The 17,138-nt window shown below is 42.1% G+C and carries 14 protein-coding genes and 1 pseudogene; 5 read left to right on the top strand and 10 right to left on the bottom strand.

Annotated features, from left to right (window positions below):
• Positions 1–66: 66 nt before the first annotated feature.
• Positions 67–684, top strand: a complete 618-nt coding sequence (locus tag OH460_RS04575) for a DUF6988 family protein (RefSeq protein ID WP_269995485.1) — start codon at positions 67–69, stop codon at positions 682–684.
• A gap of 268 nt (positions 685–952) precedes the next feature.
• On the opposite strand, the gene OH460_RS04570 is transcribed toward OH460_RS04575, so the two are convergent.
• The 4 genes from OH460_RS04570 to OH460_RS04555 form a co-directional block, all read right to left on the bottom strand.
• The gene (locus OH460_RS04570) at positions 953–2,728 is read right to left on the bottom strand and encodes an ATP-binding protein (protein ID WP_269995910.1); all 1,776 of its coding nucleotides are present in this window, start codon (positions 2,726–2,728) and stop codon (positions 953–955) included.
• 418 nt (positions 2,729–3,146) lie between these two features.
• A complete protein-coding gene (locus OH460_RS04565; RefSeq protein ID WP_022570822.1) occupies positions 3,147–3,287 on the bottom strand; it encodes a zinc ribbon-containing protein in 141 nt (46 codons plus the stop codon).
• Positions 3,288–3,529: 242 nt separating this feature from the next.
• Entirely contained in the window at positions 3,530–3,919 is a 390-nt protein-coding gene (locus OH460_RS04560; protein WP_243654656.1) for a toll/interleukin-1 receptor domain-containing protein, read from the bottom strand.
• Between the two features lie 665 nt (positions 3,920–4,584).
• Entirely contained in the window at positions 4,585–5,670 is a 1,086-nt protein-coding gene (locus OH460_RS04555) for a hypothetical protein (protein WP_269995479.1), read from the bottom strand.
• A gap of 243 nt (positions 5,671–5,913) precedes the next feature.
• Between OH460_RS04555 and OH460_RS04550 the strand changes: the two genes are divergently transcribed.
• From OH460_RS04550 to OH460_RS04540, 3 genes and pseudogenes are all read left to right on the top strand, one after another.
• Positions 5,914–6,186 carry a hypothetical protein gene (locus OH460_RS04550; RefSeq protein ID WP_269995477.1) on the top strand — a complete coding sequence of 91 codons (273 nt, stop codon included), beginning with the start codon at positions 5,914–5,916 and terminating at the stop codon, positions 6,184–6,186.
• Between the two features lie 1,137 nt (positions 6,187–7,323).
• A pseudogene (yfbR, locus tag OH460_RS04545) lies at positions 7,324–7,683 on the top strand (5'-deoxynucleotidase); the annotation flags it as partial.
• Positions 7,684–7,738: 55 nt separating this feature from the next.
• Entirely contained in the window at positions 7,739–9,082 is a 1,344-nt protein-coding gene (locus tag OH460_RS04540; RefSeq protein WP_269995475.1) for an anti-phage deoxyguanosine triphosphatase, read from the top strand.
• Between the two features lie 50 nt (positions 9,083–9,132).
• Here OH460_RS04540 and OH460_RS04535 read toward each other — a convergent pair whose 3' ends face one another.
• Complete coding sequence (locus tag OH460_RS04535) at positions 9,133–9,732, bottom strand: tRNA-uridine aminocarboxypropyltransferase (RefSeq protein WP_061033657.1); 600 nt, start codon at positions 9,730–9,732, stop codon at positions 9,133–9,135.
• Positions 9,733–9,741: 9 nt separating this feature from the next.
• On the opposite strand from OH460_RS04535, the gene rrtA reads away from it, so the two are divergent.
• A complete protein-coding gene (rrtA, locus tag OH460_RS04530) occupies positions 9,742–10,284 on the top strand; it encodes a rhombosortase (RefSeq protein WP_269995472.1) in 543 nt (180 codons plus the stop codon).
• Here the strand turns inward: rrtA and OH460_RS04525 are convergent.
• The 5 genes from OH460_RS04525 to clpX all read right to left on the bottom strand — a co-directional run bounded on the left by OH460_RS04525 (position 10,281) and on the right by clpX (position 17,072).
• Positions 10,281–10,580 carry a ComEA family DNA-binding protein gene (locus OH460_RS04525; protein ID WP_171762662.1) on the bottom strand — a complete coding sequence of 100 codons (300 nt, stop codon included), beginning with the start codon at positions 10,578–10,580 and terminating at the stop codon, positions 10,281–10,283. The genes rrtA and OH460_RS04525 overlap by 4 nt on opposite strands.
• 178 nt (positions 10,581–10,758) lie before the next feature.
• Positions 10,759–12,624 (bottom strand): peptidylprolyl isomerase, encoded by a 1,866-nt coding sequence (ppiD, locus tag OH460_RS04520; RefSeq protein WP_269995469.1) that lies wholly within the window; start codon positions 12,622–12,624, stop codon positions 10,759–10,761.
• Between the two features lie 220 nt (positions 12,625–12,844).
• Entirely contained in the window at positions 12,845–13,138 is a 294-nt protein-coding gene (locus tag OH460_RS04515; RefSeq protein ID WP_012604504.1) for an HU family DNA-binding protein, read from the bottom strand.
• Between the two features lie 169 nt (positions 13,139–13,307).
• Positions 13,308–15,659, bottom strand: a complete 2,352-nt coding sequence (gene lon / locus OH460_RS04510) for an endopeptidase La (protein ID WP_269995468.1) — start codon at positions 15,657–15,659, stop codon at positions 13,308–13,310.
• Positions 15,660–15,791: 132 nt separating this feature from the next.
• On the bottom strand, positions 15,792–17,072 hold the full coding sequence (clpX, locus tag OH460_RS04505; protein WP_105059184.1) for an ATP-dependent protease ATP-binding subunit ClpX: 1,281 nt from the start codon (positions 17,070–17,072) through the stop codon (positions 15,792–15,794).
• Between the last annotated feature and the right edge of the window lie 66 nt (positions 17,073–17,138).

Below are 17,138 nucleotides of genomic sequence, written 5' to 3'. Positions count from 1 at the left end.
AAACTTTCTAAAGGCAAAAATCCAGACATAACCCTATCACTTTGTTCCCAGTAAGGCTGATTTTAAATGACCCAAGAGCCACAAAAAGAAATATCCAAAGAAATACTTCAATATTTTCAAGCGATTCATAGAGAACTAAACAAGTTCGAGTTCGGTTCAAGCAAACGAGCTAACGTAGCTGTGCCTCTTTTTAATATAGCGATTGAGCATTGTATTTCTATCTGTGTATTAGAGAAAGAGTATCTACCATCATCAATGGCAGCTTTAGCTAGACCCGCAACTGAAGCTTACCTGAGGGCAATGTGGGTAGCATACTGTGTTGATGAGCAAGAGATAAAACACGATAGTTCAATGCACTTCCCGAAGCGTATTAATAAACTAATTGAACTGGTTGAAGATGCAATACCAACCTTCAAAAGCACTGCATTCCTCTCAACCAAGCTTTCCCCTCTTGTCGTTGAACAGAATGACTATACTCACAATGGTATTCAATCAATCTCAGCTCAATACAGTGACGATACCTTAACAAATCTCAGATCAGCAGAGTATAGTAAGCCCTTTCTAAATTTAGCTGTTGCTCTATCAGGCTTAGCAATCGGAGAACTAACGCAATTCCATATAGGTTGTAAAAAGATGGATATTGATGAAATCATTGAACGACAAAGAGCGGTTTTCTCTTCTTAATGAAGTCGTCCTCAAAAAGTTACGTGGCAAACTATTTAGAGCTAGATATTTAGCGCTTTCCGAGCTAGCAATTGATGTCCAATCGTTGTTAGCCCATTGTCAAAATGGACTTGTTGTTCAAGATACAGTTAAAAGAAAAATTAAGAACCTAGTTTAGATTCGAGATAGATGGCACTAATGTAGGACTATCACTAAGTCGCTTTTGTCCCAAAGCGGGTCTCGATTCCAGACGAATTAACACTAGCTTGGGTATCAAATGAACTAGCTTCTATTCCAACGCAATATTATGGGCATGATTTACATTACAAACCAGAGTTACGCTGTGTGCTATTGACTCTCCCAAAGAGTTTAATTGTAAGGGCTTTGTTATTACACCATTGGCACCAGCATCAACGAATGCTATCGCTGTTTCTTTGGTAACATCAGCGGTACAACCAAGAATAACCCCTTGATAAGCATACTCATTTCGTATTAATTCTGTCGCTTCTATGCCTCCCATATGTGGCATTTGATGATCCATCAAGATTACGTCAAAAGAACATTGGCGTACTCTTTCAGCAGCTTCTTTACCGTTAGATACAATAGAAGTAGTAAGCCCTAGCTTTTCACACAAGCGTTTAGCAACAAGTTGATTAATCCGGTTATCCTCAACGATAAGGACTGACTTACCGGAAAAGTCTTCTTCGTTTGAGATCTTTCTTTTATCTTGGAAGGTGGCTCCTCTTGGGCTTGTCACTTTTGCTACAAAGCAACTTCCTGAACCTAACTCACTTGTGACTGTAATATCCCCACCCATTGATAAACATAATTTTTTTACTATGGATAAACCTAACCCTGTACCTCCAAATTCGTGCATCGTTCTAACATCCGCTTGTTCGAACGCATTAAAAATACCGTTTAAACGATGTGATGGTATACCAACTCCAGTATCAGAGACTTGAATAAAAAGCTCACTTTTTTCATTGTCATATTTTAAAATAACTTTAACCTGCCCATCAGAGGTAAACTTAATGGCATTCCCCACCAAGTTGTAAATAATTTGACGTATACGAGCTTTATCTCCGACTAAAACAAGATCTTCAGGCAAACTACTGGTATCGAATATAAGCTGAAGGTTTTTGTCAGAAGACAGCGGATAAAAAGAGTTTTTTATTGGTATCAATAGCTTGTTTAGTTCGAACTCTTCCTCAACAAAAACTAGATTTCCTTGTTCTAGATTTGAAAAATCAAGAATTTCGTTTATGACTGCCATTAGGTGTTCACCTGACTCTAAAAGCGTGTCTAAGTGTGTCTGAATAGTTGAATCTTTATTGTCAGAGATGAGTAACTGCGTCATTCCTATAACACCATTCATTGGGGTTCTTATCTCATGACTCATTGTTGCTAAAAACATAGACTTAGCTAAGCTGGCTTCCTCCGCCTTATTTACAGCCCCTTGTAACGCTAACTTGGTTTTTTTCAATTCTATAATGTAGTGGTTAAGGTAAAGGAACACGACAGAGAAGACTAAAATAATCAATAGTATCAAGGTATAAACGGTTGCTTCGCTGGTTAAGAATATGTTGTCCATCAAACGTTCGTGAACATGTTCCGCTGCTTCATCCATCTCTTCTGAAAAAACTTGTTTCTCTAATTCGTTTAATAAAGATTCTGATACAGTTTGTTGTTTTGCTTTAAGTATTTTCTCAAGTAATGCCAATTGTCTATCAGCAGTTTTTACATACTCATCAACTACAGAAGGAAGTGAATTGCCTAACCAAAGCATTTGAGGAAATCTAACGTTAACGTCATTGCTAGCTTCCTTTAAAGTGTTTAACTCGTAAGTTAGCTCTTGTACTTCAGAAAGTAGTTTATTTATCTTGTAGTCAACGTCTTCTGGCTGAGTTAGATGAACATAGCTTCTCATATGGACAAGGCTTGCTGAATGGGCAACGTGCGAGCTTTCAATAGCCTCTAGAAGAGAGTTTTGAGTTTTAAATGAAAAGAATAAACTGAGAGTTATGCCCAATGCTAACGCAATTAAAGTTTCCATAACGTTGAACATTGGTGAGTGTTCATTATTCACTTGAGTCCTCCAGATGGAATTCATGGATAACAGGTATAGAGCTTTCTTTTTCAATATAATCAAAAAAGCAAGCAACCATAAATAGCCAGACAATTAATGCTATCCATACAAATACGCTTGTCTTATTCACCTTCCGGCACCTCTCTTTTTCCATATGCATAAAGTTTAGAAGAGCAAAGCCTCAGTAGCCATTCAATTTTTGTGACTAAAGTCAACGGAAAGAAAATGATATGGGTATGAAACGCTTAAAGTTGTTGGAGTAAGGCGCTTCTGTCCCTGAGCGCTAGAAACAGGTGCTCGCAAGCATCGAAATACACAGACTAAGACACTCTGTCCCAATCAGAGTCAAACATTATTATACGTTACTGATTGAGACAGGCTTTCAATTAATAAGAAGTTATCCTTTGTAATACTCAGTGTGAGCACACTTCGGGCATGGTGGTAAAGTATCATCATGATCATCTAAGTCGACTTGTTGACCGCATTTCTTACAGGTATAACTACCTTTACCCGGTTTTTCTCCTGTTGTAGCCATCATTGCTCTCCATATATTTAATTAGACTTCGCTGTACACTCAGGCGCTAGACCCGAACTAAAACAAATATACAATTAAGCACACATGTGAAATGTGACTAAGTTCGTTTTTCAAACGTTTGTATCAATAGAGCTAAGGCACTTTTGTCCCTAATAACTATGTTATTCGAGATATCGCAGCCAAGAGACGACTATTGATTACCCACCGAAGGAGCGCGATTCTTTGGGCAGTATTCAACCTACGAATTAGATATCTACCAACTCGGCAATTTTCTCTGCTACAACTTCCATTGAATCCTCAGAAGTATCCAAACCTGTTCTGGATGCTAGCATGGGGCTGACATTTCGTAGGGCTTCATAAGATGTGTTATGTACAATTGGAATAAGTTGGTTGCCAGCTAATAGTGTTGAAAGTTCTTTGTCGGCGACACTCTCTTTTGGAAGCCGCTCCAACATCGCTGGAGTCACCAATACAAGTCCTATTCGAGAGTTGGCCAATCCCTTATCGATAGCGCGCATCATCGGCACACCAAGTCCAAGATCCTTTTCGCTAAACCAAACTTTAACACCTGCTGCTTCAAGTAAATCATGCAATTCTTTAGCTGCGTCTTTACGGTCGCCCCATGCATGGCACAAGAATACATCTCGAAGATCTGGTTGTTGTGCTGCACGAGTCTCGACAGTTTCGCGTATCGGTGTAAGAGACTGAATTTGAGCGGATGTATAAGATACAGAAGAGCCTGATTTAGACCAACTTGGCTTTTTACTGCTACTTGTTTCGCTACTACTAATGCGAGATGGAGACTAAGATGAGGTTGAGTATGAACTGTAACCTCCACTTCCATAACGACTATAGCGTCCACCACATGCCGGGCAATTAGCTGCGGCGGCCGCTGAACGATGTCCTCTTGATGGTGCTGTGCATCTAGCCAATTGTTTACCTCTCTGTTCAAATGAGTATTAATGTAACCTTCGCAAGGTATTACGACCGAAAAACACAACATATAGTGTGTCATCAGTCTCACAATGGAATATACGGGGTAACAAAAACCATATTCAAGATAAGGGGGCTTAAAGTTTTGTCTAGATATCAGATTAGTGAATCTTATCTCATTTATATGAAATTGATATTTATGAGGATTACAACCAACATATCGATTCAGCTATCGATAGCTTTTAAGATCTCGTCACTATTTGCAAATATAAACAAAAGAAATTGAAAACTAACTCGCTTGATGACTCAAATCGCTTTTGTCCCAGAGTGTACTATCCAGCATTTTGGCAAAGTCATGACTGATATCTTAGTAATAATTTACATCTAGTTCGTTTAGTATCCTTAGGAGTTTCTTTCTCGCATTAATCACTGATTCCGCTTGATACTTAAAGCCTATATTTGTGAAAAACTCTGCTACACACTCTGCTGCGTCATACAAGGTTTCAACCTGTTTCTTACCTGATTCTCTTCTCTTCCACATAACTTCTTTAGTCTCATAAAGCCTGTCACAAAACAAACCTACGAATAACATTGATATCATGCTTTTATTTTTTATAACTTGTCTTTTATAAGTCTCAGAACGTATGTTGATAGGCAGGTAGTATGTGTATATATCTTTTAGGGTTTTTATCGGCATTTGTTTCTTGAATAGATATGACTTTATATACTCCATAGTGGCATCAAACATAGCTTCGTCAATTTCTTTTGGTAAAGCGACAAGGTGGAAACCTTGCATTGTATGTCCTTCAATCACTGATAACGATTCATCACCATCGTAATAGAAACCTTCTATACATGAACCGAGTGCTAAGTTTTTTTCGGTCATGGAGTTCCAGTCATCAATCGCCATCTGAGCTTTATCTGGTTCTATCTCTTCATTCAGTAAAGACTCATTGCTATTCCAGTATTGTTTCTGTTCTTCACTCATACTAGGCGATAAATTTGGAGAGAAATTTGCGTCTGAAATCATTCGATTCCAAAGAAAGTCTACATAAATTTTGAGAGTTTCATGGGGATAACTTTCCCCTTTGTTCAATATGGTACTCCAAGATAGGCTAAGTGCTGGCAGGACACCTCTCTCGTCACGAGTCATTTCCCAAATATAATTTATAGTCGCTTCATGCTCCTTTGGATACTTTTGAAAAAAACTACGCAAATACCCCTTGTACTCATAAACACTTCCACAGTGGCGTATAGCTATCAAATCAAATAAAGCTTCTCTAAAGCGTAACTCATCTCCTGCTTCAAAGGGCAGTTCGCTATTTTTCTTCAGCATATCAAATATCGAGTCAAAGGATTCTTTTAGTGCCTTAATTTTTTCATACCATCCATTTTTCACGGCCTGCCAAACAACTATCTCAGATGTCAATCGCTCGTCGATGAAGTCAGTCATATTTTTTTCGTGTGGGGGTATTCGTGGCATAGCTGCTCTTCCTAAAATACAAACCAGAAACAAATCAATTCATCAAGCATTGCTTGGGGTGCCCGTTGCGTACCTAGCGATACTTATTGGTTCATCATATATTAAATCTGACGAAAAGATGAATATCCAAATTCAAAAATGAACTTTCAGAGTGATAAGAGACGCCGCTTTGAAGTTTTATAAATCCAACTGTGTCTTATGAGGAAACTAGAAATGGCTGTAGGTAGACATTATCGCGCAGAATGTGAACTACGCGCTGTAGACAGGATGAAACGCTATAATATTAGTGAAACTGAACTCGTACTAGAAGTTTCACAGGATATTCCCGGAGAAGATAGGCTAGCAGCTATGTCACAAGCGATTGGAATGGTACGTTCAGTTCAGAATATAAACGACGGCTCAACTCCACTAAAAAATTCAGTTGATAAAATTTTGGCAAATAGGAAAAAGCTTGGGTTAAATCTCGATGGTACTGTTCCGGCTTAATCTATCAATACTCCTTTAATCACTAACTAGCTAAGTATCTCTATTTAGCTAGTTATCTTCTAAACGGGAATGAATAAAAACTTGTTCAGCGGTGTGGTTATAAGGCGCTTTTGTCCCCGAAGTTACCTAGCAGCCCTTGTCTGAAATCTCATTATCAACGCATAAATATTAACAACGTAACATGAGGGAAATTTGTCGAAATTACAATTAATTGAAAGTACGAATTTGTTCAACAAAGCTGATAAAGGGGCATTTTTAATTCACATGATTAATCCGTCTGGAGTAACATCGTTGACTGGTAGAACGGCTCCCTGCTATCGCAAAACACCGACCGAAAATCATCAAGTGTTTCAACAACGAAAACGACACGCAAGTTCTCTATGCGCCGAACAGTTAGCCGAGTACGCAGCCACCCTGCATAGGCTGAATCTCGCAGAACATCGACATCATAGAACCAGACCCACACGGGGTGATCACTCTCTCCAATAGAGGAATTCAATATCTTTGACCACTTATAGTCCTCCCTGTGCATACCTAGATTAATTGTTACCACTGATATACCGAGTGAACAATTAACCCGGTTAAAATTCTGAATGAACTGTTCAGACAGGTTTTCTCGTAACACGTAATGGCGGTGCATATGCATCTCCCATGTTGCGCGTACGTATCGTTCTGGCCCTGCCTCATAGTCATTGAACCTAACATCGAGATCTTCCAGTTTCCGCAATTTGTTCTCCATCAACGACCTCTATTGCTTTTGTCCATAAACTTTCATTGTGAATTCCTGCCGTTGATAACAATTAATCATTCCTTGGGTGTTAGCAAGCCAGTACCAAATAACAACTAAGTAGTAGCTGAAAATTATAGCTGTCCTTTAGGAAACTGGGCAATTACTAAAGTCATTGAATTTTCATCATAATACTGTGTAACTAAAGCCACACACTCCAATGTACAAAAGTTGCATCTCCCCATTTTGAGTTAAATAAAAGTGTTAACTTTTGTCTTTCCACATACAAATGTTACATTGTTAACTATTGTCTTGTGCAAATATTGGTAAAACTCCCTATGGAACCTTTATTTATGGAGCCCTTCTCACTCACACACACATACATGCTGCTTGATCTAAAACGAACTAAGGGTGATCTGCCTACACCCGTCAAATACTACAACCCAGATATTGCTCAAGAGTATAAGAAGATAGAAGCAGCTGCAGAGCAAAGGCTACTTTCGATGCTGCCAGAGGAGTTTCAAGACGACTTCGCGCCTTTCTTAATCTCCGGCACCGCCAGTAAAGAAGAGCAGAACATCGTAAAACAAGCCGACACTATCTGCGCTTATCTCAAATGTTTAGAAGAACTCAGTGCAGGCAACCATGAGTATGAACAAGCCAAACGTCGGCTAGAAGAGACTCTCGAACAGCGCAAAAGTCCTGAAATGGACTACTTTCTCACCACCTTTGCCCCAAGCTTTGAATTATCACTAGACGAGATAAGCTAGCTGGGTATAAGTTGCTTGTAATTAGTTAAATAAAATCAATTTGATAGGTGATATTTTGAATTCTCAACTCGAATCCTCTTTTGTACTCGAACAAGAGTGGCAACATCGAAATGACGATGAACACAAAATAAGACGTGATGATCACCGCAGCCCTTATCAACGAGACCGAGCACGCGTACTTCACTCTGCCGCTTTCCGTCGACTACAAGCGAAAACTCAAGTGCACGGCACCACGGTTAATGACTTTCACCGCACGCGCTTAACTCATTCGCTAGAAGCAGCGCAGCTTGGCACTGGTATTGTTGCGCAGCTCAAGAAAAAGCAACCTGAGTTTCGAGACCTTCTGCCTTCAGATAGCCTAATTGATTCTTTATGCCTAGCTCACGACATCGGCCACCCACCTTATGGACATGGTGGTGAAGTCGCACTCAACTACATGATGCGTGAACACGGTGGCTTTGAAGGCAATGCCCAAACGTTTCGCATTGTCACACAGCTAGAGCCTTATACTGAACATCATGGGATGAACCTGTCTCGACGTACACTATTAGGGTTAATCAAATACCCTTCACTACTCAGTGAAGTGAAGGCAAAAGAACAACCAGAACCCGTTAAGCACCAGCGACAACTTCGTGCCAAAGACTGGATGCCCGCGAAAGGTATCTACGATCATGACGAAGCACTCTTCAACTGGGTACTTGAGCCGCTCTCAGCTAACGATCAACAACTTCTCAAACAGAAGAGAAAATTACATACAGAGCCACTAGAACATAACAAGACCAAGTACAAATCACTCGACTGCTCCATCATGGAGCTTGCGGACGACATCGCCTACGGTGTACATGATTTGGAAGATGCGATCGTGCTTGGTTCAGTGACTAAAGCACAGTGGATTGAATCGGCTTATCCGCAGTTAAAAGAGATGGCTGATCCGTGGATCTGTGAGCACCTAGACTCCATCACAGAGATGTTGTTCTCTGGCGAGCAATACCGCAGAAAAGATGCCATTGGTGGGATTGTTAACGCGCTGCTGACGAGTATCTCGATTAAGCCCGTTGAAGAAAGTTTTGAGAACGCACTGCTTGCCTACAATGCCGTATTGGAACCAAGCATGGATGCCACCCTCGACAAGCTGAAACACTTCGTCAGCGAATTCGTGATTCAAGTGCCGCAGGTTCAAGTTATTGAGTACAAAGGTCAGCAGATCATCATGGATATGTTTGAAGCCTTCAGCGCCGATCCTGAACGCCTGTTGCCCCTGCCAATCAAGAAGCAATGGCTACAACATCAAGATGAATCCAGAAAGATGCGCGTAATTGCTGATTACATCTCATCAATGACCGACGATCTTGCTCAGAAGATGCACCAACAGCTGTTTTCAGCACATACAGAGTTCTAGACGTAATCGCGGTACTTAGACTCACCGAATTTAGACAAATATTGGTGAGATTACGCTAAGTAGTTTTTCTCAAATACGCCCGGCGGCATTTGATTGATTTGAAACTGAATCATTTGGTCAAATGCCGTTAGCAGCGGACTGAAATCTCGGCCATCTTCTAACAGGCTCAGCAAATGATAGCCAGCTTCAACTGTTGAAAGGCTGTTTTCACTGGGTGCTTTGCGAATTCGATAATTACCTTTGAGATCTTTTGGTAAGTGGACCGTGTTCAACGCATGCAAGTTACTCGACACTTGCCACATCTTGAATGCTTTCTTCCACGTCCCATCCAATAAAATCACACGTAGCTTTTTATTAGGGCGTGTTACAGATTCAACTGGCGCAGAGTGTTCACTTGGGTACAAAATCACGTGCTGATATTGCGTATCAGCCAGCATGGCATTCAGTTGTTCATTGTCTGAAAAATCTTCACCGACGATCGTCACACTGTTTTTTAAAGATAACGAGAGGATACGCGCGGTTCCCATCGGACGATGCTCTTCTGATGGGTGCTGAAGAATGATAAGCTCAACGTTCGACTCTAGTGGTGTAACCCACTGACAAATACAAGCTTTCAACGCCTTGCTGCATTGGGGGCAATAACGAGACATGGATGTAATGTGTACCCTGTTTTAATTTTCGCTTCACTTTTATGCGTCATATTCCAACTAGAGCCAGTGCAGGCTTGGGTCGTTTGGGATAAAAGTGCGATTGTCGATGGACAATGGTGGCGGATCCTAACAGGAAACTTTTCACATACCAACTACTCACATCTGCTAATGAATCTAGCAGGCTTGTGGATCATCAGTTATCTGTTTCAACCCACGCGAAAACAACTTATCTCTGCGTTAGCTATGATCAGTTTAATCACTGGATTGGCTTTGTTGCTTTCAAGCATTCAGATTTATGTAGGCTTATCGGGAACACTGCATGGATTGTTTGGCTTATTCGCGCTCAGAGAGGCTTTAAACGGCAGGAAATCGAGTTGGCTGTTGGTATCAGGATTAGTCGCTAAAATCGCTTGGGAGCAATTTGTAGGCCCTTCCAGCACGACTGGTGAGCTAATTAACGCGAGAGTGGCTATTGAAGCCCACCTAGCAGGTGCACTGGCAGGCGGCTTCCTAGCTATCATTTCATTGGTAATGAGCAAAAAAACGAACTAAAGCTGTATTCTTTCGCGATTCTTCTCAACCGTTGCTTCACCAATCCCTTTGACACTCACCAAGTCGTCAGCACTAGCAAACGCTCCGTTCTCAGTTCTATAGTCGACAATATCTTTGGCTTTCTTATCACCCACACCTACCAGTAACGCTGATAGCTCTTCTGCGGTCGCGGTATTAATGTTTACCGTAACCTCAATGCCATCATAAAGTTCGGCCTTAGTTGGGCTGTCTGCGAGTGCTGTAGGGCTTAAAAACATCAGAAGTGAAAGAAGTAGTGTTGAATATAGAGTGCGCATAATCCATTCCTTTGTGAAAAAAGGTAACTTATGCGTTTGCAGCAAGAGATAACATAATCGCCAGATAAAAATAAAGCGGGTCACCTAAGTAACCCGCTTTGTTATACATCTTATTTTCATCAGCTTGCTTGTTGGCTCACAAATATGATTTGTGGCTAACTAGCAAGACAATTGATGATTACTGACCTTGACCTACTACGTAGTATTCAACGTCTGCGTTTTTGCGTAGTACGTTTAATACGTTAGTTAGATCTTGCTGGTTACCAACACGCTCCAACTGAGCACCAATTTGAGTGCTGTAAGCTGGGTTGATTTCAGCTGTTACTTTAGACAGCTCTACAACAACGATGTTGCCTTCTTGGTCTTTAGATTGACCGAATACCACTTGGCCTTTTTCTGGCTTAGCTAGAGCAAATACAGAAGCCGCTAGTGGAGAGTTGCGGTCAATGGTCTCAAGTTCTGTGAACTCAAGGTTGTTATCCGCTAGTACTGCTTCGTTACCAGCTTTAAGATCGTTGACTAGAGAAACACCTAGCTCAACAGCTTGCTCTTCCGCTTTTACAGCAGATAGCGCAGCCACAACTTGATCTTTCACTTCTTCAAGAGGAAGAACCGTCTCGTCACGAGTCTCTTCAACACGTACAACAATGACGTGCTCAGGAGCCACTTCGATAACTTCAGAGTTTAGGCCATCTTCTTTCACTTCAGGGCTCAAGATAGCTTGCATAACTGCAGGCGTCATCAGAACTTCTGGAGCATCAGCTTGAGAGATGAAATCAGTTGTTGTGATCTTAGCATTGATAGCTTCTGCAGAATCGTCTAGCGAGTCTGGGAATTCAAACGCTACTTTTTCTAGCTCAGTTTGCATTTCGTAGAACTGGTCTACTGCGTGTTGGTCTAGAAGTTCTTGCTTAATCTCTGCCGCTACTTCTGCGTATGGCTGAGATTCAGGCGCTTTTAGTTCGTCTAGCTTGATGATGTGGTAACCGAAGTCAGACTTAACTAGGCCAGTTGTATCACCAACATTCTGAAGAGCGAAAGCTGCGTCTTCGAAAGCAGGGTCCATCACATCACGTTCGATCCAACCTAAGTCACCGCCAACATCTGCACTGCCGAAGTCGTCAGATTTCTCTTCTGCTAACGTAGCAAAGTCAGCGCCTGCATTTAGCTCGTCTAGGATTGACTGAGCTTTTGCTTCGTCGTCGCCTTCAACAAGAATGTGGCTCACTTTACGTTGCTCTGCCGTTGAGTACTTGTCTAAGTGTTCTTGGTAGTATTTTTGTGCTTCTTCGTCGCTCACTTCTAGCTGTGACTTAAGTGCTTCAGCAGAAAGTTCAATGTAAGACACTTTAGCTTGCTCTGGACGAGTGTACGCTAGAGGGTTTTCAGTGTAGTACTGTTCGATCTGCTCATCAGTTAGCTCAACGTCTTTCGCAAGGTCAGCAACAGAAAGAGTCACTGTGCGAATGTCACGAGTTTGAGCGATTAGCTTGCTTTGTGTGTCGATTTCGCCTTGAAGAACGAATTCACTGCCTTGAAGTGCTGTCACAAGCTGGTTGCGCATTAGGTCACGACGCATGTATTCAGCGAAGCTTTCTGCGCTGAAACCTGCACGGCGTAGAGCTGCTTGGTAAACTTCTTGGTCGAATTGACCCGCAGTTTGGAACTGAGGCATTTCTAGAATCATTGTACGGATTTGAGAATCGCTGATTCGTAGGCCTAGAGACTCTGCTTGCTGCTCAAGTAGAACGTCGTTGATCATGCGATCAAGTACTGATTTACGGAAAGACTCTACGTACGCAGGGTCTGCAAGCATTTGAGCGAAGTAATCGCCAAGTTGAGATTGCATGCGATTACGTTCGTTTTGGTAAGCTTGTTCGAACTCACCACGACCGATTTCTGTATTGCCAACTTTAGCTGCTGCGTTGTTACCGCCACCGGTGATGTAGCTGCCTACACCTGCGAATACGAATGACAGGATAATCAACCCAAGGATAATTTTTACCGCGATGCTATTCACGCCTTCGCGTAATCGATCCATCATAATTTAAGTGCTCTCCGGATATGAAGCATTGGCTTCAAAATAAAAATCTATTCACGCGATATTATCAGAAAAAGAAATGCGCATCAGTAGGATGCGCATAATTTAAATTAGTTCAATGTGCTTCGCACATATACTGTTTAAGAATGAAACATCATTTTTCAAACAGTAAACGCATTTTACTGCCTTCCCCTCTTTAAAATCGAGGTTTCAGCAGTAGAAATTAGTTACATGCGTCTTTAAGTGCTTTACCCGCTTTGAAGCCAGGTACTTTAGCTTCTGCGATTTGGATCTCTTCACCAGTTTTTGGGTTACGACCTGTACGAGCAGCACGAGTACGAACACTGAAAGTACCAAAGCCAACAAGTGCAACTTGGTCACCTGATTGTAGCGTTGTGCCAACTGCTTCGATGAAAGCGTCTAGAGCGCGACCAGCTGAAGCTTTAGAGATGTCTGCGTTTTCTGCGATTGATTCTACTAGTTGTGTTTTATTCACTGTTTTTCCCCTATGTGTCATCTGTGACTACTTCTCGATGACTGTACGTTCCATTTTGGTTTTAATTTAGCCGCAACCCTTATTGCAAAAGGGCTGCCGCTTTGATCAATAACTTAGCGTCCAAAAAAAACGCTGACAAGCCTTTTCGGGCCTATCAGCGTAATTCTTTACTTATTTTTGCTATGCATCACTATTTTTTCACGTCAAACTCGACCCCTGACGGATCTCGTTCTAGCGCTACTTTCAGTACTTCGTCAATCCACTGAACTGGGATCACCTTCAAGTCAGCGATTACGTTGTCTGGAATCTCTTCCAAATCACGCTCATTGTCTTTCGGAATCAGTACCGTTTTGATGCCGCCACGGTGTGCTGCAAGCAGTTTTTCTTTCAAGCCACCGATAGGTAAAACTTCACCACGAAGGGTAATTTCACCTGTCATACCGACCTCAGCTTTAACAGGGTTACCCGTCAAGCTAGACACTAAGGCAGTACACATTGCGATACCCGCACTTGGACCATCTTTCGGTGTTGCACCTTCAGGTACGTGAACGTGAATGTCGCGTTTCTCATAGAAATCTGAGTTAATACCCAGTTTTTCTGCACGAGAACGAACGACCGTCATCGCAGCTTGAATCGACTCTTTCATCACATCGCCAAGAGAACCGGTTTGCGTTAGCTTACCTTTACCCGGCATTGCTTCGGTTTCGATAGTCAGCAAGTCACCACCAACTTGAGTCCACGCTAGGCCTGTTACTTGACCAATACGGTTGCTCTCATCCGCTTTACCGAAGTCGTGACGTTGAACGCCTAAGTACTCTTTCAGGTTATCCATGTTAACCGTTACAGACTTAAGGTCGCTGTCTAGCAAGATGTTCTTCACTGCTTTACGACAGATCTTAGAGATTTCACGCTCTAGGCTACGTACACCCGCTTCACGCGTGTAGTAACGAATAATGCCGATGATTGCAGAGTCTTCAATCTCAATCTCATGAGGTTTTAGACCGTTGCGCTTAACTTGCTTATCTAGCAGGTGGCTCTTAGCAATATTCAGCTTTTCATCTTCTGTGTAACCAGACAGGCGAATCACTTCCATACGGTCCAATAGTGGACCAGGAATGTCCATCGAGTTCGATGTTGCCACGAACATAACGTCTGACAGATCGTAATCTACTTCTAGGTAGTGATCGTTAAACGCGTTGTTTTGTTCTGGATCCAGTACTTCAAGAAGTGCTGAAGATGGGTCGCCACGCATATCAGAAGACATCTTATCGATCTCATCCAATAGGAACAGTGGGTTCTTAACACCAACTTTAGACATCTTCTGGATTAATTTACCCGGAAGAGAACCAATGTAGGTACGACGGTGACCACGAATCTCAGCCTCATCACGAACGCCACCTAGTGCCATACGCGTGTACTTACGACCTGTAGCAGCCGCGATAGAGCGACCTAATGACGTTTTACCCACACCAGGAGGACCAACAAGACAAAGGATTGGACCTTTCAGCTTATTGATACGGTTCTGTACCGCCAAGTACTCAAGAATACGTTCTTTAACACGCTCTAAGCCGTAGTGATCTTCGTTTAAGGTCTCTTCCGCTTTCGCTAGATTCTTCTTAACTTTTGAGCGCTTAGCCCAAGGAACGCCAACCATCCAATCGATGTAGCTACGTACTACTGTTGCTTCAGCAGACATAGGCGACATCATTTTCAGTTTTTGCAGTTCTTGCTCGGTTTTTTCACGAGCTTCTTGAGGCATTTTTGACTCTTCGATCTTCTTCTTCAGAGTCTCGAATTCATCAGGAGCGTCGTCCATCTCGCCAAGTTCTTTCTGAATCGCTTTCATTTGCTCATTCAGGTAGTACTCACGCTGAGATTTTTCCATCTGCTTCTTAACACGACCACGGATGCGTTTTTCAACCTGCAGGATATCAATTTCTGATTCCATTTGGCCCATCAGGAACTCCAGACGCTCAGTCACATCTAGAATTTCTAGTACGTGCTGTTTGTCTACAAGTTTAAGTGGCATGTGTGCTGCGATGGTATCTGCAAGACGAGCAGCTTCATCAATCCCATTCAGAGAGGTTAGAACCTCTGGTGGAATCTTTTTGTTTAGCTTAATAAAGCCTTCGAATTGATTGATCGCACTGCGAACAACCACTTCTTGTTCTTTTTCGTCAAGTTCTGAGGTAACAACGTATTCGGCATCCGCTAGGAAAAACTCACTCTCTTTAAATTGGTGAATTTTTGCACGTTGCTGACCTTCAACAAGTACTTTAACTGTACCATCAGGGAGCTTAAGTAACTGAAGAATGGTAGCGACGGTACCTACTTTAAATAGGTCGTCAATTGAAGGCTCATCAGTGTCCGCTTCTTTCTGCGCAACAAGTAGTACTTGTTTGTTAGCTTCCATTGCCGACTCTAGGCAAGTAATCGATTTTTCACGACCAACAAACAATGGAATAACCATGTGTGGGTAAACCACTACATCACGTAGAGGTAGCACGGGGATTTCGATACGCTCGGAACGTTCCAAGTTCATATATTTCTCTCTTCCGCTTTAACTTATAAAGCAGTATATGGGGCTTAAACGACTGGATTCAATGGAAGAATAAAAAAAAGGAGGTAATTGCTTACCTCCTTTTTCAATTTGAGTGACTTGTCTAAAAAAGACCTACTCTGCAACAGCTGCTTGGTTATCTGAGTTGCTGTAAATCAATAGTGGTTCTGACTCACCATTGATTACCGACTCATCAATCACAACCTTGCTTACATCAGTTGAAGATGGCAGTTCGTACATCGTTTCTAGCAGAACACCTTCCAAAATAGAACGTAGACCACGAGCACCCGTTTTACGGCTCATCGCTTTCTTAGCAATCGCACGTAACGCGTCTTCGCGGAACTCAAGCTCTGTATCCTCTAGCTCAAATAATGCTGCGTACTGTTTAGTAAGTGCATTCTTTGGTTCACAAAGGATTTGGATTAGCGCTTCTTCATCCAGCTCTGTTAGTGTTGTCGTAACAGGTAGACGACCAATGAATTCTGGAATTAGACCGTACTTCACTAAATCTTCAGGTTCTACTTGAGTGAACAGTTCACCAATAGTTTTGGTTTCGTCTTTTGAACGCACTTCAGCGCCAAAACCGATACCTGAACCTGTCTCTACACGTTGTTCAATCACTTTATCTAGGCCGGCAAATGCACCGCCACAGATAAATAGAATCTTAGACGTGTCCACTTGCAAGAACTCTTGCTGTGGATGCTTACGACCACCTTGTGGTGGAACAGAAGCAACTGTACCTTCAACAAGTTTTAGTAGAGCTTGCTGTACACCTTCACCAGACACGTCACGCGTGATTGATGGGTTTTCAGCTTTACGAGAAATCTTATCGATTTCATCGATGTAAACAATGCCGCGTTCCGCTTTCGCTACGTCGTAATCACATTTCTGAAGCAACTTCTGGATGATGTTTTCAACATCTTCACCCACGTAACCCGCTTCGGTTAGTGTGGTTGCATCCGCCATTGTGAAAGGAACGTCTAGGAAACGAGCCAGTGTTTCAGCCAGTAGTGTTTTACCACTACCAGTAGGACCGATAAGAAGAATATTACTCTTACCTAGTTCTACGCCTTCAGCTGTCGTATCACCATTACGTAAACGCTTGTAGTGGTTATATACTGCAACTGCTAGCACTTTTTTCGCGTATTCTTGACCGATTACATAGTCATCAAGGTGCTCACGAATCTCACGCGGCGTTGGCAGCGCTTCAGACTCTTTCTTAGGAAGAACATCTTTGATTTCTTCACGAATAATGTCGTTACAAAGATCGACACATTCATCACAAATGTAAACAGAAGGACCTGCGATTAACTTGCGAACTTCGTGCTGGCTTTTGCCACAGAAAGAGCAGTAAAGCAGTTTACCGCTACCACCCTCTTTGCTTTTATCTGTCATTCGCTAACCTCTTAGCCTTTACTCTCTATGGTTTGAGTGTATATCAATTTGCATCACTTTGCGTCA

The organism is Vibrio sp. Makdt (assembly GCF_027587015.1).
GTDB classification, from domain to species: domain Bacteria; phylum Pseudomonadota; class Gammaproteobacteria; order Enterobacterales; family Vibrionaceae; genus Vibrio; species Vibrio chagasii_B.
The sequence above is the reverse complement of the archived record's forward strand: the minus strand, read 5'-3'. Positions and strand labels throughout refer to the sequence as shown.